Here is an 18495-nt window from a genome sequence, read left to right as displayed (position 1 = left end):
GGTCGCTATTGGAGTAGAGCCATGAGATGGCTTCCCCGATCTGCATCTCGTGTTCTGGCGGCGACGGCGGCGGGCCTGATGGCTCTCGTCGTCGCCGGCCAGGCCTCGGCCCAGAGCCTGATCCGCGACACCGAGGTCGAGGGCATCGTGCGCGAATGGGCCGACCCGGTCTTCGTCTCGATGGGGCTGAACCCGACCGACATCCAGGTCCTGCTGGTCAATGACGACGACCTGAACGCCTTCGCCACGCGTGGGCGGATCATGGGCGTCAACACCGGCTTGATCCTGCGCACCAAGACGCCCGGCGAACTGCTGGGCGTGATGGCGCACGAGGCGGGCCACATCAAGAACCGCCACACCCTGCGCGACGGGGCCCAGAACGCCGGCCGCCAGCCCATGCTGATGACCATGGCCCTGGGCGCCTTGGCCATCGCCGCCGGCGCGCCCGACGCCGGCGTCGCCCTGCTGGGCTCCAGCCAGTATTTCGGCGCCCTGGGCGCCTTGCACTATATGCAGAGCCAGGAAGGCGAGGCCGACATCACGGGCGCACGCGCACTGGAGGGCGCAGGGGAATCCGGGGCCGGCCTGGTGTCCTTCTTCGAGAACTTCAGATCGCAGGAAGTCTTCTCCGACGCCCGTCGCTATCCCTATTTCCGCAGCCACCCCCTGTCGTCGAACCGGATCGAGACCCTGCGTCGCTATGTGCAGGAACAGCCGCACTACGATCACCGCGACAGCCCCGAACGGATGGCCCAGCACGCGCTGATCCTTGCCAAGATCCACGCCTTCATGGATCCGCCGAACGCGACGCTGCGGGACTATCCGTCGACCAACACCTCCCTGCCCGGCCGCTACGCCCGCGCCATCGCCTGGTATCGCGACGGCCAGACGGAAAAGGCGCTGACGGCGGTGGACGAACTGATCGCCGGCGACGTGAACAACCCCTATTTCCAGGAACTGAAGGGCCAGATCCTGTTCGAGGAAGGCCGCGCGGCCGAGGCCGTCGCCGCCCACCGCGAGGCTGTGCGCCTCAAGCCCGACGCCCCCCTGCTGCGCGTCAACCTGGCCCACGCCCTGATCGAGACCAACGACAAGGCCAATCTGGACGAGGCCATCGACCAGTTGAAGCATGCCGTGGTGGCCGAAAAGGACAACACCATGGCCTGGCGCCTGCTGGCCCAGGCCTATGCCTCGCAAGGCAAGGAAGGCGAGGCCCGCCTGGCGTCCGCCGAATACTATTTCGCGGCCGGCAGCGAGAAGGAGGCGACCCAGTTCGCCCTTCGCGCCCGCTCCATGCTGGACCCCGGCTCCATGGAATGGCGCCGGGCCGTGGACATCGTCCTGGCCTCGGGCGCCACGCCCGACGATCTCAACGACCTGGACCGTCGCGACGCCGCGCGCCGACCGGCCACCCTCAACTGACCCCTTCCCCCGACTGCGAGCCTGTATGACCGACGACGCCCCCACGCCTGCGCCCGAAACCAAGACCGCCAAGCCTGCGTGGCTGAGCGGCGCGCGCGCAGGCTATCTGGCCTTGGGCCTGTCGGTCATCGCCCTGGGGTTCTCGGTCGCGCCCTATTTCAGCGCCGGTGGGTCCGACGTCCGGTCCTATCTGCTGGAGCACCCCGAGGTGCTGCAAGAGACGCAACTGGCGCTGCAGGCGAAGGAAGCCGAGGCCAGCGTCGAAGAGACCAACCAGGCTGCCGCCGCCAATGCCGGCCTCTTGGCGCCCGACGCCCGCGACCCCGCCTTCGGTCCGGCGAACGCCAAGGTCACGGTGGTCGAATTCTTCGACTTCCGCTGCCCCGGCTGCAAGGCCGTGGCCCACGACTATCGCGCCCTGATGGCCGCCCACCCGGAAGTCCGCTTCGTCTTCAAGGACTGGCCCATCCTGGACCGCGGCGACGACATCGCCTCGCAATACGCCGCCCGCGCCGCCCTGGCCGCGCATCAGCAGGGCAAGTATCTGGAGGTCTACGACGCCCTGATGACCGAGCGCGCCCTGTCGATCCAGTCCATCGACGCCATCCTGGCCGCCAACGGCGTCGACATGGCCCGCGCCAAGGCCGCCATCGCCTCGCCCGACACCACACGCCACATCGCCGACATCCACACCACGGCCGCCGCCCTGCGCCTGCGCGGCACGCCCACCTTCTTCATCAACGGCAAGGCCAGCCCCGGCATCGACCCCGCCGAGATCGCCAAACTGATCGAAGCGGCGAAGAAATAACCCTCTCCGTTGGGAGAGGGCTTGAGCGCACGGCGGCGAAGCCGTCGTTCTGGCGCGAAAGGGTGAGGGTCGGGTCTTGCGACTTGGCCCACCGGCCGACCCTCATCCGGCCCTCCGGGCCACCTTCTCCCAACGGGAGAAGGAAAAGGTCGTTACGCCTCACCCAGCGTCATTTCCCCGCCGATCCATTCGACGCCCGCATGCCGCAGGGCGTCGTTCGCGGCCGGTTCATCGCCCAGCGTCTGCTCGGCGCGATAGAGCACATAGTAGCTGTACGGATCGCTGGGCCAGTCCTTGAGCAGTTCCATAATCTTGGCCTTGGCCCCGGCTGCATCGCCGGACGCCAGCATGGCGGCGGCCAGGCTGCGGCGCGTCGGGTACCAGATCATCGGCGGATCGCCGCCCTCGGGTTTCATCGCCTGGATCGCCGCCGCCCGGCCATAGGCGGCGATGGCGGTCGGATAATCCTGATCGATCATGGCGGCGCGGCCTTCCAGCACCTTCTGGAACAGTTCGGCGAAACCGATCTGACGATCCGCCATCGCGCCCTTGAACGCCTTGTCCGCCAGCAGGGCCGCGATGGCCTGGGCCTCGACCCGCACGGCCGCCGCATCGCCCCGCCTGGCCGCCACCTCGCCGCGCGCATAGCGCCAGCCGACCCGCATCAGCGGCCGACCGATGTCCGGCTCGGGCAGGGCCGCGACCTGGGCGTCGGACCCGAACCGGCCGTAAAGCGCATAGGCGTCGGCCGCCATAATCTGACGATAAACGACATAGCCGTCGTCACCGGGTTCGGGCGCGCCCAGCAGCTGCGGATAGGTCGCCATATACCAGTCGGCCAGCTCCAGCCCCCGCTCGGCACCGCCCGCCATCAGGGCGCCGCCCATGCCGAAATGGATGTTGTGAGCGTGCAGCCTCATGCCGCGAATGCCGCCTGGCGGGCTAGCCAGCCGGTCGTAGGTCTTGTCCAGCGCCACGGCGTTGACGTTGGACATCATCGCGTCCTTGTACCGCCCGACGCGATAGAAGGTGTGCGACGGCATATGCACCAGGTGGCTGGCGCCCGGCGCCAGCAGCGCCAGCCGCTCGCCATAGGCCAGCGCCCGATGCGGATCATCCGACCATTCCGTCAGGTGGATATAGAGGTGGATGGAGGCCGGATCGTTCGGCTTGACCGTCAGGCTGTGTTCCAGGATCGCCATGGCGCGCGTCACGGCGGGATCGGCCGCCTTGCCGTTCTCGTCCCACCAGTCGCCCTCGGGCTGCAACATCCAGGCGTCGGCGGTGATCGACCCCACCGAGACGTTGTCGGGATGGCGCTTGGCGATCCGGTCCATGGTGCGGGCGAAGCGCAGGGCGCGCGTGCTTTCCTTGCCGGAATAACGCTGGATCAGGGCGTCGATCATCTGGCGCTGCATCGGCGTGGCGTCGCCGGCCAGCCTGCGCGCCTCGCGCGCCGTCCTCAGGCCCGTGGCGACGGAATCAGGGTCGTTCCCGCCGCCGTTCAGGTTGGGCCCGATGGCCCAGGCCTCGCCCCAGGCGCACATGCCGCACGATGGGTCCAGTTGCCGCGCCTTGCGGAAGGCCCGCACCGATTCCGAATGTTCGAACGCCCAGCGCAGCCGTACCCCGTGGTCGAACCAGGCCTGGGCCTCGGGGTTCTTGGTATCGACGGCGAAAGCCTCGTCGCCGAAACCGGGGACCATGACCATGTCCGCCGTGGGCTGGACATCGCCGACCGCGTCCACGCGACCGCAGACCTGGGGATTAGCGATCAGGGCCAGGGTCGCCGCCGTCGCCGTGGCGTCGGCGACCGCGACCGGCGCCATCAGACAGGCGGCCGAAACCGTCGCCACCCACAGAACCTTGCGCATTCCCGCCTCCCCCGCTTGCCGACCTTTGTGCGCTTAATTGGCCGGATCGCCAATTATTCAGTCAGGGCACCCGATCAGGGCGTGGTGACGGGCAAGGTGTCGGCGGCTCGGCCGTCGCCCGCAGGCGCGTCGAAGCCCAGCATGCGCGCCAGGAAGGGTTGAACGTCCACACTGTCCAGATCGGTCAATCGCCGCCCCGCGACGACGCCGGGTCCATGGGCGATGAAGACCGCCGCCATCTCCGGCGCCTGATTGTCATAGCCGTGGGCGCCGCCCGCGCGGGTCACCGGCCGGTCGCGCGTCGCCGTCAGCCAGCCGGTCTCGACCAGACAGACGATCTGGGCCACGCGCGGATTGGAGCCATAGACCAGCCGCGCCGGCACATCGGCCTTGTTCCAGCATTCCATATGCGGATGACGCCCGACCAGCTTGGCTTGCACCTCGGCCTCGCGGCCCGGCGCCGGGTCGGCGGTCAGGACCGCCCCGCCATAGCCGATCTTCAGCGCCGCCGGGTCGATGATGTCGTCGATCCAGACGACCCGCTCCGGCGATGTGGCGGCCATGCCGTGATCGGACACGATCACCAGCATCGTCCGGTCATAAAGCCCCCTCGCCTTCAGCCCCTCGACCAGCCGCCCCATGGACGCATCGACCGAGACCACGGCGGCACGCGTCTCTGCGCCGTCGGGACCATGGCGATGTCCGGCCGTATCGACGATGTCGAAATAGAGGGTCTCCAGCTTCGGTCGTTGGTCGGCCGGCAGGTCCAGCCACGACAGCACCCGATCCACCCGTGCATCGCCCGGCATGGACTGATCGAAGGGCATCCAATGGCTGGGCCGGACGCCATGGATATCCACCTCCGACCCCGGCCAGAACATCGTGCCGGTGCGAATGCCGGCCTTTTCCGCCGTGACCCAGATCGGCTCGGCCTGATCCCAGAAGCCGGTCTCCTTGCTGGCCATGGTGAAGGCGCCCAGTTGCGCGTCCGTGAATCGGTTACCGACCACGCCGTGATGGTCCGGGTGCAGCCCCGTCACCAGCGTATAGTGGTTGGGGAAGGTCACGCTGGGGAACGACGGCCGCATCGGCCCGAAGGCGCCGCCCGCCACCAGCCCGTCCAGCACCGGCGTCTGGCCCTTGCCCAGGTAGTCCGGCGAGAAGCCGTCGATCGAGACCAGAATCACCAGATCGGGGCGCGCCGGCTGCGACGACGACGCGGAAACGACCGGGGATTGCGAGACGGGTTGGACCGAGACTGGCGCGCTCGCGCACGACGCAACCACAACGGCGGCGGCCAAGGCCAGACAGGAGATGGGAAGACGGGACATAAGCTTACTCACAGACGACATTGAACCATTGCCTAAACTTAATGGACGACAGGCTTGCGACGGCTTGTGGGAACACGGTTCTCGCGCCAAGCTTGCGTCATGGAAACCGTCATCGACATTCGCGGCCTGACCAAGACCTATGGGACGGTGAGGGCCTTGGACGGCCTGACCCTGTCGATCCCGCGTGGCGGGGTCTATGGCGTTCTCGGCCCTAACGGCGCGGGCAAGTCCACCCTGTTCCGCACCCTGCTGGGCCTGATTCGCCCTACCGAGGGCGAGGCGACGGTGATGGGCGGGCGGATCGGCGATCCGGCGTCGATGCGCCGCATGGGCTCGATGATCGAGACGCCGCGCTTTCCCCCCTTCATGACCGCCCGTCAGGTGCTGGAATGGCTGGCCCGCGCGCACGGCGGCGTGACCTCGGCCGAGATCGACAACTGGCTGCAACGCGTCGGCCTGACCGAGGCGGCGAACAGGCGCGTGAAGGGCTTTTCGGTCGGCATGCTGCAACGCCTGGGCGTCGCCGCCGCCCTGATGACCAAGCCGGACCTCGTCATCCTGGATGAACCGACCAGCGGCATGGATCCGCCCGGCATCCAGGAAATGCGCGCCCTGATCCGCAGCCTGGCCGACCACGACGGCGTCACCGTCATCCTAGCCAGCCACCAGCTCCAGGAAGTTCAGCGCGTCTGCGACCGCGTCGCCATCTTCAACAAGGGCAAGGTGATCACCGAGGGTAAGGTCTCCGACCTGACCGCGTCGGGCGAACGTCTGCGCCTGTCCGTCACCCCCCTGGCCAAGGCCCTGTCGGTGCTGGGCGACCGCGCCACCCTGGACGGCGACGCCGTGGTGGCCGCCGTGCCCCGCGCCGAGGCCGCCGCCGCGATCAAGGCCTTGGTTGAAGGCGGTGTCGACATCGAGGAGGCCCGCTGGATCGGCGCCGACCTGGAAGACGTCTTCATGAGCGAAACCGGCTGGACCGGCGTGCAGGAGCAAAACCGTGCTGGCTGACGCGATCCGATCCGAAACCTACCGCCTGTCCAAGAACCGCACCGCCCTGTTCTGGAGCGTGCTGTTCATCCCGATCATGGGCATCCTCCTCGCCACCCTGGGTTTCGTGGTGGCCAAGGCCAACGAGGCCAAGCTGGCCGGCAAGCTGCCGCCCGAACTGATGAAGGGCGGACCGCTCGATCTGGGTCTGACTCTGGTCAAGAGCGCCGGCGACTTCGCCAATCCCGCGATCCTGATGTTCGTCCTGATCGGCGCGGCCACCATCTACGCAGGCGACTATCGCTGGGAGACCTGGCGGCTGATCAGCGCGCGCAACACCCGCCCAAACCTGCTGACGGGCAAGGTCGTGGTCGTGGCCCTGGTGATCGTGCTGGCGACCTTCGCCGCCCTGATCTCGGACGTGATCGCCAGCCTGATCCAGGCGGCGGTGTTCGGCCGCCCCGTCACCTTCTCGATGACCGGCGCAGCGGCGGCGGATTTCGGCCTGCTGACCCTGACCTCTTGGGCGCGCATCCTTCAGTTCACCATGCTGGGCCTGCTCGGCGCCGTGGTGACCCGGTCGTTGCTGGCGGCCCTGTTCGCGCCGCTTGTGATCGGCATCGCGCAGTTCTTCCTGCCCCAGCTCCTGCTGCCCATGGGCGTGACGCCGGACGGCTGGCTTATGCCCCTGTTGTCGCCGGGCCTGGCCACGGACCTGCTGAAAGCCGTCATCCAGGGCGGAATGGCGGCGGCCGATGTGCCCGATCACGCCCTCGCCAAGGGTGTGATCAGCCTGGGCCTGTGGATCGGCGTCCCGTTCGCCGCCGCAGTCGCCTGGTTCAACCGCCAAGACCTGTCGAAGGAATAGGCGTCCACCGCCATGCTTTTTGCGGAAGGCTAGAGCCGCTTTTCCATGAAGACATCGGCGCGGGCATAGGGCGTCGGCCGCGCCGGCAGATGGACGAAGCCGAAGCTCTCGTAGAGAGCGATGGCCGCGGTTAGGGCGCTGTTGGTTTCCAGGTAGAGCCGCACCGCCCCCGCTTCGCGCGCTGCAGCCTCGCAGGCCTGCAAAAGCTGTCGCGCCAGGCCCAGGCCGCGCGCGGCCGGCGTCACTGTCATCTTGGATACCTCGAACCCGTCATCGAGCCGGATCAAAGCGCAGCAGCCGATCGCCTCGCCGTCCCGCTCGACGATGAAGACACGGCCGCCGTCGGCGAGGAAGACGCCGTGCGGATCGTCGATGGACCGCCGGTCCTTCGCCTCGATGGCGAATCCACCCTCGGCCAGCCAGGCGGTGTTCAGCCGCGCCCAGGCAGCGGCGTGATCAGGACGGAAATCAACGATCGAAACGCTCATCCGCGCGTCATGCCTCATGTCCGTGCAAAGCAAAAGGGCGGTCGGATTGCTCCGACCGCCCTTTCGGCGTCTGGTCCTGCGACCAAATTCTAGTCTTCGTCGCCGCCTTCGAAGGCCAGGACCGGACCGGAGTCCTTGCCCTTGGCTTCGACGTCGCGATCGACGAACTCGATAACGGCCATCGGGGCGTTGTCGCCGTGACGGAAGCCCGCCTTCATGATGCGGATATAGCCGCCGTTACGCTCGCTGTAGCGCGGGCCGAGCGTTTCGAACAGCTTGCCGACTTGCGGCACGTCGCGAACCTGGCTGATGGCCTGACGACGAGCGTGCAGGTCGCCCTTCTTGGCGAGGGTGACCAGCTTCTCGACGAAGGGACGCAGTTCCTTCGCCTTGGGCAGGGTCGTGGTGATCTGCTCGTGCTTGATCAGCGAGGCGGCCATGTTCGCGAACATGGCGGTGCGGTGGCTGCTCGTGCGACCGAGTTTACGATGGGCGGCGCCGTGGCGCATCAGGGTCTCTCCTACTCCGGAACCGGTATCCCCCAACCATGGTAGAATGGCGGGACCTGGAACCGTAATCTTCTAACCGCCCCGGCATTCTCCCAAGGGAGACGGGCGGAGGGTTGAACTTAGATCTGGTCGTCGAACTTCTTGGCCAGGTCTTCGATGTTTTCGGGGGGCCAGTTCGGCACATCCATGCCGAGGCTGAGGCCCATCGTCGTGAGAACTTCCTTGATCTCGTTCAGCGACTTGCGGCCGAAGTTCGGGGTGCGAAGCATTTCGCCCTCGGTCTTCTGGATCAGGTCGCCGATGTAGACGATGTTGTCGTTCTTCAAGCAGTTGGCCGAACGAACCGACAGTTCCAGCTCGTCCACCTTCTTCAGCAGCGCCGGGTTGAAGGGCAGGTCGGGCTTGCCGTCCGACTGCTCGACAGCCTTCTTGGGCTCTTCGAAGGTGATGAAGATCTGGAGTTGGTCTTGCAGGATGCGCGCCGCATAAGCGACAGCGTCAACCGGCGTGACCGCACCGTTGGTTTCGACTTCAAGCAGCAGCTTGTCGTAGTCCAGCGACTGGCCCTGACGGGTCGGCTCGACGCGATAAGCCACCTTCTTGACCGGCGAATACAGAGCATCGACGGCGATCAGGCCGATCGGCGCATCTTCCGGACGGTTCAGCTCGGCCGCCACATAGCCCTTGCCGTTCTGGACGGTCAGTTCCATGCGGACCGACGCGCCGTCGTCCAGCGTGCAGATGACGTGGTCGGGGTTCAGAACCTCGATGTCCGCCGGCACGTCGATCTGGCCGGCCGTCACGACGCCGGGGCCCGTGGCGCGCAAGGTCATGCGCTTGGGGCCTTCGGCGTGCATGCGCAGCGCCAGTTGCTTGATGTTCAGGACGATGTCGACCACGTCTTCCCGCACGCCTTCCAGCGACGAGAATTCATGAACGACGCCGTCGATCTGGATGGCCGTGACAGCCGCGCCTTGCAGCGAGGACAGCAGAACGCGACGAAGCGCGTTGCCGAGCGTCACGCCGAAGCCACGTTCGAGAGGTTCGGCCACCAGGCGCGCCTTGCGCTGGGCGTCGGAACCGATCTCGATCTGCGGCTTCTCGGGACGGATCAGCTCTTGCCAGTTTCTTTCGATCATTTTGTCCCTCGAACGGGTTTCGCCTGCTCCGGCCTTGTCGACGAGGCCATGATGGAGCGGACGGAGATGGGGGTGCTTTGGGCGGGGTCGCTTAGACGCGACGACGCTTGGGCGGACGGCAACCGTTGTGCGGCATCGGCGTGACGTCGCGGATGGTCGTGATCGTCAGGCCGACCGACTGCAGAGCGCGCAGAGCCGACTCACGGCCGGAACCCGGACCCGAGACGTTCACTTCCAGCGTCTTGACGCCGTGCTCCTGGGCCTTCTTACCTGCATCTTCAGCGGCCATCTGGGCAGCGTACGGGGTCGACTTACGCGAACCCTTGAAGCCCATGTGTCCGGCCGACGACCACGAGATCGCGTTGCCCTGGGCATCGGTGATCGTGATCATGGTGTTGTTGAACGAAGCATTCACGTGGGCGACGCCCGAGGTGATGTTCTTGCGCTCGCGCTTCTTTACGCGACCCGGTTCCTTGGCCATGTGTCTGTCTTACTTCTTCTTGCCGGCGATCGGCTTGGCGGGACCCTTGCGGGTGCGGGCGTTCGTATGGGTGCGCTGACCGCGGACCGGCAGGCCCTTACGGTGACGCAGGCCGCGATAGCAGGCCAGATCCATCAGACGCTTGATGTTCATCGACGTCTCGCGGCGCAGGTCGCCCTCGACGGTGTGATCCTTGTCGATCGTCTCGCGGATCGACAGGACTTCGGCGTCCGTCAGCTGGTTCACGCGGCGGGCGGACTCGATGCCCACCTTCTCGGTGATGTCCTTGGCGGCGGCGGGGCCGATGCCATGGATATACTGAAGCGCGATCTCTACGCGCTTGTTGGTCGGGATGTTGACGCCAGCAATACGGGCCACGAAATTCTCCAGATACGCGTTAGTCAGACGCAACAAACGCTCCGGTCAACAGACCAGGAGCGTGGCGCCCTTCGCGGGAAGGCGCCCTTATACATGTGATTCACGAGGCGTCAACCAGAGGGCTGGTCCGCCTCTTCCTTTGGAAGCGGAAAAGCCAGGGCAACCGTCATCGTGTGACGATCCATCGCAATTCCGTTTCTCGTAGGAGGTTTAATTCGAAACTCCCTTGCACGCGCAAGAGCTTCTCGTCGGTGACCAGAGGGTCGAGGGTGCTCTCCGATCACACGACAACGTTCCAACCGCTCGGATATCCTTAGCTGGCACCGCAAAACGACATGCGCGCCGGCGCTATCGTAAAGCGCGGCTCTGGACACGGATTCCGATATGACTGAATGAGCAGGCCCCTGGATCAGCGTCGGGCCGCTCTGCCCTCCATCTCCGAGTCCATTGCCGGCCCCTAACCCGGCACCCAGCCTATCACCGACGCCGCCCTCGCCCATGCCGGGAGCGGGGCCTACAACATCGGCCAAGCCAGTCACCAACGGCTGAGCGATGTCTTGGGCGCGCGGGGCCGCGATCTCTTCTTCCAGATCAGGAAAGATCGGAGGCGTGTGGATACGAGATGGCGCCGCAGGAGCGCCTCCCGACGTGCTCAAATCGCTGTTCGCACCGACGCCGATGCGAGGAAACAAAACAACATTGAAAACTGGAGGTTCGGAAGGCACGACCATTCTTGTCGCCGTGGTCGCCAGCAGCCATAGGGCTGCTAGGTGAATTGCAGCCACCAGAACCGCCGTCAGGAGCCGCATGCTGCGGCGTCGAGGCGAAGAAAAATGTAATGCGGCGAACATACTTCCCTCCGCCGCCACCATGAAATCCATCACGGCCTTCGTCAATCTCTGTTCGGCGGACGCCCGAAGTCCACACCAACAGTGACGCGCTGTCCCTCGACGGGTCGTCCGTCCTCGGTGGGGGGCTGAAAACGGAAGAAGCCGGAGACCTGAAGGCCCGCCGCGCCGAAGCCCATACCGGGCGGCGACTCGTCCACCACGCGGCAACCGTCCAGACGGCTGTCCAGGCGGATTATGCAAGACAGTTCCACCCGACCATAACGGCTGCGCGCGTTCGACGGGTGATTGGCGCGAATCTGGCCGATGGTGGGGCCAGTGACCAGGCGCGGTCCGGTCGAGCCGCTGCCGGGACCATTGCCCGATCCCACGCCGGATCCGCTGCCGGTCCCCTGCCCGCCTTGGCCAAAACCGGGCTGGGGCGACGGGGCGGGCGCGATACCCACGACGGGCGCAGGCTCGGGCGCCTTCACAGCCGGCGCGGGAACCTCGCGCGGACGGTCCTTGGGCGGATGTGGAGGCGTGTGGATGACGGAGGGCGCAGCGGGCGCGCCGCCGCCCGTCTCGGGTGCAAGCGCTTCGTTGGAAATCGGCGGCGGGGGATCGTAGAGCACGACTTCGAACGGCGGCGGCTCGACCACTGGCGTCTGCGCCGGTCCCCTCACCCGCCCCAGCAGCAGGAACAGGCCGATCTCGGCGACGGCGACGGCGACGAAGATGCCCGCCATGCGCCAGCGACGCAGGCGGCTCTTCTCAGGTCTGGGATCGGCAGGCTCGTTCATCAGGCGATCAACGCCTGAGATCGCAAATCAGGCCAGGGCCTCGTCGATGGCCTTGGCCACAGACTCGATGGTGCCCATGCCGTCGGCTTCGGTAAGCTTGCCCTGGGCTTCATAATAGGGAAGCAGCGGAGCCGTGTTGCGATTGTAGGCCTCAAGCCGAACCTTGAACGATTCAGGATTGTCGTCGGGCCGGCCCTGCTCGGCGAACCGCTTGGCGATCCGTTCCGTCAGCGCAGCGTCATCGACCTTCAACCGCACGACGGCGTCGATCTGGACACCACGCTTGGCCAGCATCTCGTCCAGCGCCTCGGCCTGGGCCACGGTGCGGGGGAAGCCGTCGAAGATGGCGCCGCCGGCGGCCTCGGCCTCCGTCAGGCGATCCTCGATCAGGGCTATGACGATCTCGTCGGTGACCAGATCGCCACGCGCCAGCACGTCCTTGACCTTGAGCCCCAGCTCCGAGCCAGAGGCGATCGCCGCGCGAAGCATGTCGCCGGTGGAGAGCTGGACCATGCCCTTCTCTTCCACCAGCCGCTTCGCCTGGGTGCCCTTGCCCGCCGCCGGCGGTCCGAACAGGATCAAGTTCATGCTTCAGCCCTCCCCTGGGCGTCTGTCAGCTTAAGACCTAGCGGCGCACAGGCGTGGGCGCGCCACGACCGCCACGACCGCGCAGCTTCGCCTTCTTGATCAGGCCTTCGTACTGGTGCGCCAGCAGTTGGGACTGAATCTGCGCCACAGTGTCCATCGTGACCGACACGACAATCAAGATAGACGTTCCGCCAAAGTAGAGGCTGTTGCCCATCTGGGCGACCAGGAACTCAGGCAGCAGGCAGACGGCTGTGATGTAGGCCGCCCCGATCACGGTCAGGCGGGTCAGGACATAGTCCAGATATTCCGCCGTGCGCTTGCCCGGACGGATGCCCGGCAGGAAGCCGCCATACTTACGCAGGTTCTCGGCTGTGTCTTCAGGGTTGAAGGTGATCGAGGTGTAGAAGAAGCAGAAGAAGACGATCAGGGCGGCGTACAGCGCCATGAACAGCGGCTGGCCGTGCGTCAGCTGCGCCGTCACCAGCGGCAGCCAGCTCATCCAGCTGGGCAGGTCGGCGTTGGCCGTCATGGTCGCCACCGTCGTCGGCAGCATCAGCAGCGACGAGGCGAAGATCGGCGGAATCACACCTGCGGTATTGACCTTCAGCGGCAGAAACGAACGCTCGCCCCCGGCCATGCGGTTGCCTTCCTGGCGCTTCGGATACTGGATAAGAAGGCGGCGCTGGGCGCGTTCCATGAAGACGATGAAGACCACGGTCGCCACCGCCAGCGCGGCGATGAACAACAGGGCGAAGGCCGACATCTGGCCTTGCTGGGCCAGGCCCAGAAGGCGGGCGATGGTGGACGGCAGGACCGCCACGATACCGGCGAAGATGATCAGCGAGATGCCGTTGCCGACGCCGCGCGCCGTCACCTGCTCACCCAGCCACATCAGGAACATGGTGCCGCCGGTCAGGGTCACGACCGTCGAGGCGATGAAGAAGACGCCCGGATTGTCGACCAGGCCGGCCGTGCTGTTCAGGCCCGCTGCGATGCCGAAGGACTGCGCCAGCGCCAGGAACACCGTCAAATAGCGGGTGTACTGGTTCAGCTGCTTGCGGCCGCTTTCGCCGCCTTCCTTCTTCAGCTTCTCCCAGGGCGGATACACGGTGCCCATCAGCTGCACGATGATCGAGGCCGAGATGTACGGCATCACGTTCAGCGCGAATATGGCCATACGCTCGACCGCGCCGCCCGAGAACATGTTGAACATGTCCAGGATGCCGCGCTGACCCGACGGGTCCTGGAAGAACTGCAGGAAGGCCTGCGAGTTGATGCCCGGAATCGGCACATACGTCCCGATCCGATAGACCAGGAGCGCGCCCAGCGTGAACAGCAGGCGCTTGTGCAGCTCGGTCGCTTTCGCGAACGAGCCCATGTTCATATTGGCGGCGAGTTGTTCTGCGGCCGAAGCCATTATGCGTCCCCACGACTGATTGAGTCGTCAGATAGGCGAGAAGCGGCGCTCTTGCGAGGCCGCTTCCGTTCTTTCGTCGCTGCGATGTGTTCAGGCCACGGCCCAATCAGCCGCAACGACGCGTTGATCAGGCTTTGGCGGCGGCGCGCTTGGTGCGGGCCGAGATCTTGTTCTCGTCGCCCAGACGTGCCTTGGCGGGCGGAACCTTGCCCTTGGCCAGGTTGCGCTTCTCGACGCGTGCAGCGGCCTTGGCTTCGGCGGCGATGCGCTCTTGAACGACCGAACCGCCAGCGGCTTCGATGGCCTTGATGGCGCCCGAGGTGGCCGACCAGACAACCAAGTTCAGCGCTTGCTTCAGCTCGCCGGTGCCCAGCAGGCGCACGCCGTCCTTGACACGACGGATGACGCCGGCGGCGACCAGGGCGTCGCCCTTCAGTTCCGACTTGGCGTCCAGCTTGCCGGCGTCGATGGCGTCCTGCAAGCGCCACAGGTTCACTTCCGCCAGCTTCAGAGCGTTGGCGTTATTGAAGCCGCGCTTAGGCATACGCATGTACAGCGGCATTTGGCCGCCTTCGAAGCCGCCGATGGCGACGCCCGAACGCGACTTCTGACCCTTGACGCCACGGCCAGCGGTCTTGCCCTTGCCCGAACCGGGGCCACGGCCGACACGCATGCGCTTCTTGTGCGCGCCTTCGTTGTCGCGGATTTCGTTCAGTTTCATATGCCTGATCCTTTCGGGTGCTAGCGCCCGGACCACTGATCCGGACTCGGCTGTAAAAATTTAAGGGCCGCTGATAGGCGACCCCTGGGGTATTCGCAAGTGCAGAAACGCCCTCCCCCGGGTTCGGGAGAGGGCGAAACGGCTTACTTTTCGACGATCTCGGTCAGGTGGGCGACCTTGGCGATCATCCCACGAACCGAAGGCGTGTCTTCCAGGGTCGATTCACGACCCAGGCGGTTCAGACCCAGGCCCACCAAGGTGGCGCGCTGGTCGTTCTTGCGGCGGATCGGCGAACCGGTCTGCTTGACGGTGACGGTCTTGGCGTCGGTCTTCTTGGACGGGGCCATGATTAGGACTCCACAGCTTCGGGCGTCGAAGCGCCGTCGTTGCGACGGCCCATCAGATCCGCGACCTTCTTGCCGCGCTTGGACGCGACTTGACGGGGCGAGGACTGGACCTTCAGCGCTTCGAACGTCGCGCGGATCATGTTGTAGGGGTTCGACGAACCGGTCGACTTGCCCACGACGTCCTGGACGCCGAGGGTTTCGAGCACGGCGCGCATCGGACCACCTGCGATGACGCCGGTCCCGGGAGGGGCAGCGCGCATCATGATCTTGCCGGCGCCCCAACGGCCGTTGCCGTCGTGGTGCAGGGTGCGGTTCTCGCGAAGCGGAACGCGGATCATGGTCTTCTTGGCTTCTTCGGTCGCCTTGCGGATGGCTTCCGGCACTTCACGCGCCTTGCCGTGACCGAAGCCCACGCGACCCTTGCCGTCACCGACGACCATCAGGGCTGCGAAGCTGAAGCGACGGCCGCCTTTGACGGTGGCGGCGACGCGGTTGATGTGGACCAGCTTCTCGACGATGTCCGAATCCGGACCATCGGCTTGGGGGCCATTGCGGTTGTCACGACGGTTGCGGTCGTTGCCGCCGCCGCCACGTTGGGGTTGATGCGCCATCTGTCGCGTCCCTTAGAAGTTCAGGCCGGCTTCACGCGCGGCTTCCGCCAGCGCCTTGACCCGTCCATGATAGATGTACTCGCCACGGTCGAAGACGACGTCCTTGACGCCCTTCTCGATGGCGCGTTCGGCGATCAGCTTGCCGATCGCGGCGGCCGCAGCGGTGTCCGAACCACGCTTGCCCTTGCCGCCTTCCAGCGACGAGGCAGACGCGACGGTCACGCCTTGGGCGTCGTCGATGATCTGGGCCGAGATGTTCTTGTCCGAACGGCTGACCGACAGACGAAGGCGACCGTTGGCGACAGCCTTCAGGCGGCGACGAGTGCGCTCCGAGCGGCGCTTGGCTTGTTGTCGAAGAGAAAGAGCCATGACTTACTTCTTCTTGCCTTCCTTGCGACGGACCTTCTCGCCCGCGTAACGGACGCCCTTGCCCTTGTAGGGCTCCGGCGGACGCAGCTTGCGGATGACCGCGGCGATCTGACCGACGGCTTGCTTGTCAGCGCCCGAGACCTTGATCTCGGTTTGCTTCGGCACTGCGAAGCTGACGCCGGCCGGCGGAGCGATATCGACTTCATGCGAGAAGCCGAGTTGCAGCGAAAGGGCGTCGCCCTTCATGGCGGCGCGGTAACCCACGCCGACCAGCTCCAACGACTTTTCGAAGCCGGAGGTGACGCCGACGACCATGTTGTCGACCAGGGTGCGCGACAGGCCCCACATCGCGCGACCGCGTTGCGTGTCCGACCGCAGACCAAGCGACAGTTCGTCGCCTTCCTGGGTGACTTCGATTTCTTCGGCGACGGTCCAGGAGCTCTCGCCCTTGGGGCCCTTCACGGTGACTTTCTGGCCGTCGAGCGTGACAGTCACGCCCTTCGGCACAGCGATGGTTTTCTTGCCAATACGGGACATATCAGTAGACCCTGCAGAGAACTTCGCCGCCGACGTTAGCGTCGCGGGCGGAGGCGTCGGACATGACGCCCTTCGAAGTCGAGAGGATCGAGATGCCGAGGCCGTTCTTGATCGGCTTCAGATCGCCGATCGCCGAATAGACGCGGCGGCCCGGCTTGGACACGCGAGCGATCTCGGCGATGACGGGCTGACCGTCGAAGTACTTCAGCTCGATCTCGAACTGCGGAAACTCACCCGGGTTCTGAACCAGGTTGTAGCCGCGGATGTAGCCTTCGTCCTGCAGCACGTCGAGGACGCGCTGACGCAGACGAGAAGCGGGGGTCAGCACCTTGGAACGCTTGCGGGTCGCCGCGTTCTTGATGCGAGCGATCATGTCGCTCAGGGGATCGTTGATCATCATGTCTGTTCGCTCCCCTTACCAGCTGGATTTCGTCAGGCCAGGGATCTGGCCCTGGTTACCGAGTTCACGCAGCGCAATCCGGCTCATCTTGAGCTTGCGATAGAACGCCCGCGGACGACCCGTCACTTCGCAACGGTTGCGAATGCGGCTCGGCGCGGAGTTGCGCGGCAGTTCAGCCAGCTTCAGGCGCGCGTCGAAGCGCTCCTCCAGCGGCAGGTTTTCGTCGTTGGCGGTCGCCTTCAGGGCGGCCCGCTTCGCGGCATACTTCGCAACCAGGGCCTTGACGGCTTCGTTACGGTTTACGGCGCTTTTCTTAGCCATTGTGCTCTTCCCTTCCCGCTCAGTTCTTCACGAACGGGAACTTGAACTCGGTGAGGAGAGCCTTGGCTTCCTCATCGGTCTTGGCCGTGGTGCAGACGACAATGTCCATGCCCCACATCTGATCGATCTGGTCGTAGTTGATCTCCGGGAACACGATGTGTTCCTTCAGACCCGTGGCGTAGTTGCCGCGACCATCGAAGGACGTGCCCTTCAGACCCCGGAAATCCTTCACGCGCGGCAGCGCGATCGTGATGAACCGGTCCAGGAACTCGTACATCTGGTCGCCGCGCAGGGTGACCTTGCCACCGATGACCATGCCTTCGCGCAGCTTGAAGCCGGCGATGGAGTTACGGGCCTTGGTGGCGACGGCCTTCTGACCGGCGATGGCCGTCAGATCCTTGAGGGCGGTGTTCGCCTTCTTGGAGTCCGCGACAGCTTCACCGATGCCCATGTTCAGGACGATCTTGTCCAGCTTGGGCACCTGCATTTCGTTCGTGTAGCCGAACTTTTCCTTCATCACCTGGCGGATGCGAGCGTGATACTCGTCCTTGAGGCGCGGAGTGTACTTTTCGGTAGCCATCAGATGACGTCTCCCGTCGTCTTGGCGATGCGGACCTTGGTGTCCCCATCGATCTTGAAGCCGACGCGGGTCGCCTTGCCGTTGGCGTCGGCGATCGCGACGTTCGACAGGTGAAGCGAGGCTTCCTTGTTCTTGATACCGCCCTGCGGGTCAGCCTGGCTCGGGCGCGTGTGGCGCTGAACCATGTTGCAGCCTTCGACGAGGACGCGGTTTTCGGTAGGCAGGACCTTCAGCACGTTGCCCGTGCGGCCCTTGTCCTTGCCGGTGAGGACGACGACGCGGTCGCCCTTCTTGATCTTGGCGGCCATGTTACAGGACCTCCGGAGCCAGCGAGATGATCTTCATGTGGTTCTTGGCGCGCAGTTCGCGAGGAACCGGGCCGAAGATCCGCGTGCCGACAGGCTCGTTCTGCTTGTTGACGATGACGGCGGCCGACTTGTCAAAACGAATGACCGAGCCGTCCTTGCGTTGGATGTCCTTGGCGGTGCGCACGACGATGGCGCGAACGACGTCGCCCTTCTTCACGCGGCCGCGAGGGATGGCTTCCTTCACGGAGGCGACGATTGTGTCGCCGATCGAGGCGTAGCGGCGCTTGGAGCCGCCCAACACCTTGATGCACATGACCCGGCGGGCGCCCGAATTATCGGCCACTTCCAGGTTAGTTTGCATCTGGATCATAAGATCAG

25 protein-coding genes are annotated in these 18495 nt (G+C 65.5%); 4 read left to right on the top strand and 21 right to left on the bottom strand.

Going from position 1 to position 18495, the window contains the following annotated elements; translation table 11 throughout:
* Positions 1–21: 21 nt before the first annotated feature.
* Positions 22–1422 (top strand): M48 family metalloprotease, encoded by a 1401-nt coding sequence (locus ACP7BH_RS01700; protein ID WP_425984261.1) that lies wholly within the window; start codon positions 22–24, stop codon positions 1420–1422.
* 25 nt (positions 1423–1447) lie between these two features.
* On the top strand, positions 1448–2230 hold the full coding sequence (locus tag ACP7BH_RS01695) for a thioredoxin domain-containing protein (protein WP_425984263.1): 783 nt from the start codon (positions 1448–1450) through the stop codon (positions 2228–2230).
* A gap of 152 nt (positions 2231–2382) precedes the next feature.
* On the opposite strand, the gene ACP7BH_RS01690 is transcribed toward ACP7BH_RS01695, so the two are convergent.
* Both ACP7BH_RS01690 and ACP7BH_RS01685 read right to left on the bottom strand, forming a co-directional pair.
* Positions 2383–4104: a hypothetical protein gene (locus tag ACP7BH_RS01690; RefSeq protein WP_425984265.1), complete on the bottom strand. Its 1722-nt coding sequence runs from the start codon at positions 4102–4104 to the stop codon at positions 2383–2385.
* 74 nt (positions 4105–4178) lie between these two features.
* Positions 4179–5435 carry an ectonucleotide pyrophosphatase/phosphodiesterase gene (locus ACP7BH_RS01685; protein ID WP_425984267.1) on the bottom strand — a complete coding sequence of 419 codons (1257 nt, stop codon included), beginning with the start codon at positions 5433–5435 and terminating at the stop codon, positions 4179–4181.
* 99 nt (positions 5436–5534) lie between these two features.
* Here ACP7BH_RS01685 and ACP7BH_RS01680 point away from each other — a divergent pair, with 99 nt between their 5' ends.
* Both ACP7BH_RS01680 and ACP7BH_RS01675 read left to right on the top strand, forming a co-directional pair.
* Complete coding sequence (locus ACP7BH_RS01680) at positions 5535–6446, top strand: ABC transporter ATP-binding protein (RefSeq protein ID WP_425984269.1); 912 nt, start codon at positions 5535–5537, stop codon at positions 6444–6446.
* Positions 6436–7293, top strand: coding sequence for an ABC transporter permease subunit (locus ACP7BH_RS01675; protein ID WP_425984271.1), 858 nt, complete (start codon positions 6436–6438; stop codon positions 7291–7293). The genes ACP7BH_RS01680 and ACP7BH_RS01675 overlap by 11 nt, the downstream gene beginning before the upstream one ends.
* A 29-nt stretch (positions 7294–7322) precedes the next feature.
* Here the strand turns inward: ACP7BH_RS01675 and ACP7BH_RS01670 are convergent, their stop codons facing one another.
* From ACP7BH_RS01670 to rplN, 19 genes are all read right to left on the bottom strand, one after another.
* Positions 7323–7781 carry a GNAT family N-acetyltransferase gene (locus ACP7BH_RS01670; RefSeq protein ID WP_425984273.1) on the bottom strand — a complete coding sequence of 153 codons (459 nt, stop codon included), beginning with the start codon at positions 7779–7781 and terminating at the stop codon, positions 7323–7325.
* 89 nt (positions 7782–7870) lie between these two features.
* Positions 7871–8290 carry a 50S ribosomal protein L17 gene (gene rplQ, locus ACP7BH_RS01665; protein ID WP_055753399.1) on the bottom strand — a complete coding sequence of 140 codons (420 nt, stop codon included), beginning with the start codon at positions 8288–8290 and terminating at the stop codon, positions 7871–7873.
* A 119-nt stretch (positions 8291–8409) separates the two neighbouring features.
* A complete protein-coding gene (locus ACP7BH_RS01660) occupies positions 8410–9429 on the bottom strand; it encodes a DNA-directed RNA polymerase subunit alpha (protein WP_135195341.1) in 1020 nt (339 codons plus the stop codon).
* 91 nt (positions 9430–9520) lie between these two features.
* Complete coding sequence (rpsK, locus tag ACP7BH_RS01655; RefSeq protein ID WP_013268944.1) at positions 9521–9910, bottom strand: 30S ribosomal protein S11; 390 nt, start codon at positions 9908–9910, stop codon at positions 9521–9523.
* A gap of 9 nt (positions 9911–9919) precedes the next feature.
* Positions 9920–10288: a 30S ribosomal protein S13 gene (gene rpsM, locus ACP7BH_RS01650; protein WP_135195340.1), complete on the bottom strand. Its 369-nt coding sequence runs from the start codon at positions 10286–10288 to the stop codon at positions 9920–9922.
* A gap of 110 nt (positions 10289–10398) precedes the next feature.
* Positions 10399–11184, bottom strand: a complete 786-nt coding sequence (locus tag ACP7BH_RS01645; protein WP_425984275.1) for a hypothetical protein — start codon at positions 11182–11184, stop codon at positions 10399–10401.
* Entirely contained in the window at positions 11181–11918 is a 738-nt protein-coding gene (locus ACP7BH_RS01640) for an energy transducer TonB (RefSeq protein ID WP_425984277.1), read from the bottom strand. The genes ACP7BH_RS01645 and ACP7BH_RS01640 overlap by 4 nt, the downstream gene beginning before the upstream one ends.
* 27 nt (positions 11919–11945) lie before the next feature.
* The gene (locus tag ACP7BH_RS01635) at positions 11946–12506 is read right to left on the bottom strand and encodes an adenylate kinase (protein ID WP_409718673.1); all 561 of its coding nucleotides are present in this window, start codon (positions 12504–12506) and stop codon (positions 11946–11948) included.
* A 37-nt stretch (positions 12507–12543) separates the two neighbouring features.
* Positions 12544–13923, bottom strand: coding sequence for a preprotein translocase subunit SecY (secY, locus tag ACP7BH_RS01630; RefSeq protein WP_409718676.1), 1380 nt, complete (start codon positions 13921–13923; stop codon positions 12544–12546).
* A 127-nt stretch (positions 13924–14050) separates the two neighbouring features.
* Positions 14051–14644, bottom strand: coding sequence for a 50S ribosomal protein L15 (gene rplO, locus ACP7BH_RS01625; protein WP_135195336.1), 594 nt, complete (start codon positions 14642–14644; stop codon positions 14051–14053).
* Positions 14645–14787: 143 nt separating this feature from the next.
* Positions 14788–14991: a 50S ribosomal protein L30 gene (rpmD, locus tag ACP7BH_RS01620; protein ID WP_135195335.1), complete on the bottom strand. Its 204-nt coding sequence runs from the start codon at positions 14989–14991 to the stop codon at positions 14788–14790.
* A gap of 2 nt (positions 14992–14993) precedes the next feature.
* Entirely contained in the window at positions 14994–15602 is a 609-nt protein-coding gene (rpsE, locus tag ACP7BH_RS01615) for a 30S ribosomal protein S5 (protein ID WP_135195334.1), read from the bottom strand.
* Positions 15603–15614: 12 nt separating this feature from the next.
* On the bottom strand, positions 15615–15971 hold the full coding sequence (gene rplR / locus ACP7BH_RS01610) for a 50S ribosomal protein L18 (RefSeq protein ID WP_135195333.1): 357 nt from the start codon (positions 15969–15971) through the stop codon (positions 15615–15617).
* 3 nt (positions 15972–15974) lie between these two features.
* Positions 15975–16508, bottom strand: coding sequence for a 50S ribosomal protein L6 (gene rplF, locus ACP7BH_RS01605; RefSeq protein WP_346495982.1), 534 nt, complete (start codon positions 16506–16508; stop codon positions 15975–15977).
* 1 nt (position 16509) lies between these two features.
* Complete coding sequence (gene rpsH, locus ACP7BH_RS01600) at positions 16510–16908, bottom strand: 30S ribosomal protein S8 (RefSeq protein ID WP_135195331.1); 399 nt, start codon at positions 16906–16908, stop codon at positions 16510–16512.
* A 15-nt stretch (positions 16909–16923) separates the two neighbouring features.
* Positions 16924–17229, bottom strand: coding sequence for a 30S ribosomal protein S14 (rpsN, locus tag ACP7BH_RS01595; RefSeq protein ID WP_135195330.1), 306 nt, complete (start codon positions 17227–17229; stop codon positions 16924–16926).
* Positions 17230–17248: 19 nt separating this feature from the next.
* Positions 17249–17809 (bottom strand): 50S ribosomal protein L5, encoded by a 561-nt coding sequence (rplE, locus tag ACP7BH_RS01590; RefSeq protein ID WP_017506049.1) that lies wholly within the window; start codon positions 17807–17809, stop codon positions 17249–17251.
* Positions 17809–18117, bottom strand: a complete 309-nt coding sequence (rplX, locus tag ACP7BH_RS01585; protein WP_135195328.1) for a 50S ribosomal protein L24 — start codon at positions 18115–18117, stop codon at positions 17809–17811. The genes rplE and rplX overlap by 1 nt, the downstream gene beginning before the upstream one ends.
* 1 nt (position 18118) lies before the next feature.
* Positions 18119–18487, bottom strand: a complete 369-nt coding sequence (gene rplN / locus ACP7BH_RS01580; RefSeq protein ID WP_003164378.1) for a 50S ribosomal protein L14 — start codon at positions 18485–18487, stop codon at positions 18119–18121.
* Positions 18488–18495 lie beyond the last annotated feature (8 nt).

The organism is Brevundimonas sp. TWP2-1 (genome assembly GCF_049897645.1).
Classification (GTDB): domain Bacteria; phylum Pseudomonadota; class Alphaproteobacteria; order Caulobacterales; family Caulobacteraceae; genus Brevundimonas.
The sequence above is the reverse complement of the archived record's forward strand: the minus strand, read 5'-3'. Positions and strand labels throughout refer to the sequence as shown.

Excerpts from the sequence above, each read along its gene's own strand:
- ACP7BH_RS01700 (WP_425984261.1), top strand. The coding sequence starts at position 22 with ATGAGATGGCTTCCCCGATCTGCATCTCGTGTTCTGGCGGCGACGGCG.
- ACP7BH_RS01695 (WP_425984263.1), top strand. The coding sequence starts at position 1,448 with ATGACCGACGACGCCCCCACGCCTGCGCCCGAAACCAAGACCGCCAAG.
- ACP7BH_RS01690 (WP_425984265.1), bottom strand. The coding sequence starts at position 4,104 with ATGCGCAAGGTTCTGTGGGTGGCGACGGTTTCGGCCGCCTGTCTGATG.
- ACP7BH_RS01685 (WP_425984267.1), bottom strand. The coding sequence starts at position 5,435 with ATGTCCCGTCTTCCCATCTCCTGTCTGGCCTTGGCCGCCGCCGTTGTG.
- ACP7BH_RS01680 (WP_425984269.1), top strand. The coding sequence starts at position 5,535 with ATGGAAACCGTCATCGACATTCGCGGCCTGACCAAGACCTATGGGACG.
- ACP7BH_RS01670 (WP_425984273.1), bottom strand. The coding sequence starts at position 7,781 with ATGAGCGTTTCGATCGTTGATTTCCGTCCTGATCACGCCGCTGCCTGG.
- rplQ (WP_055753399.1), bottom strand. The coding sequence starts at position 8,290 with ATGCGCCACGGCGCCGCCCATCGTAAACTCGGTCGCACGAGCAGCCAC.
- ACP7BH_RS01660 (WP_135195341.1), bottom strand. The coding sequence starts at position 9,429 with ATGATCGAAAGAAACTGGCAAGAGCTGATCCGTCCCGAGAAGCCGCAG.
- rpsK (WP_013268944.1), bottom strand. The coding sequence starts at position 9,910 with ATGGCCAAGGAACCGGGTCGCGTAAAGAAGCGCGAGCGCAAGAACATC.
- ACP7BH_RS01640 (WP_425984277.1), bottom strand. The coding sequence starts at position 11,918 with ATGAACGAGCCTGCCGATCCCAGACCTGAGAAGAGCCGCCTGCGTCGC.
- ACP7BH_RS01635 (WP_409718673.1), bottom strand. The coding sequence starts at position 12,506 with ATGAACTTGATCCTGTTCGGACCGCCGGCGGCGGGCAAGGGCACCCAG.
- secY (WP_409718676.1), bottom strand. The coding sequence starts at position 13,923 with ATGGCTTCGGCCGCAGAACAACTCGCCGCCAATATGAACATGGGCTCG.
- rplO (WP_135195336.1), bottom strand. The coding sequence starts at position 14,644 with ATGAAACTGAACGAAATCCGCGACAACGAAGGCGCGCACAAGAAGCGC.
- rpmD (WP_135195335.1), bottom strand. The coding sequence starts at position 14,991 with ATGGCCCCGTCCAAGAAGACCGACGCCAAGACCGTCACCGTCAAGCAG.
- rpsE (WP_135195334.1), bottom strand. The coding sequence starts at position 15,602 with ATGGCGCATCAACCCCAACGTGGCGGCGGCGGCAACGACCGCAACCGT.
- rplR (WP_135195333.1), bottom strand. The coding sequence starts at position 15,971 with ATGGCTCTTTCTCTTCGACAACAAGCCAAGCGCCGCTCGGAGCGCACT.
- rplF (WP_346495982.1), bottom strand. The coding sequence starts at position 16,508 with ATGTCCCGTATTGGCAAGAAAACCATCGCTGTGCCGAAGGGCGTGACT.
- rpsH (WP_135195331.1), bottom strand. The coding sequence starts at position 16,908 with ATGATGATCAACGATCCCCTGAGCGACATGATCGCTCGCATCAAGAAC.
- rpsN (WP_135195330.1), bottom strand. The coding sequence starts at position 17,229 with ATGGCTAAGAAAAGCGCCGTAAACCGTAACGAAGCCGTCAAGGCCCTG.
- rplE (WP_017506049.1), bottom strand. The coding sequence starts at position 17,809 with ATGGCTACCGAAAAGTACACTCCGCGCCTCAAGGACGAGTATCACGCT.
- rplX (WP_135195328.1), bottom strand. The coding sequence starts at position 18,117 with ATGGCCGCCAAGATCAAGAAGGGCGACCGCGTCGTCGTCCTCACCGGC.
- rplN (WP_003164378.1), bottom strand. The coding sequence starts at position 18,487 with ATGATCCAGATGCAAACTAACCTGGAAGTGGCCGATAATTCGGGCGCC.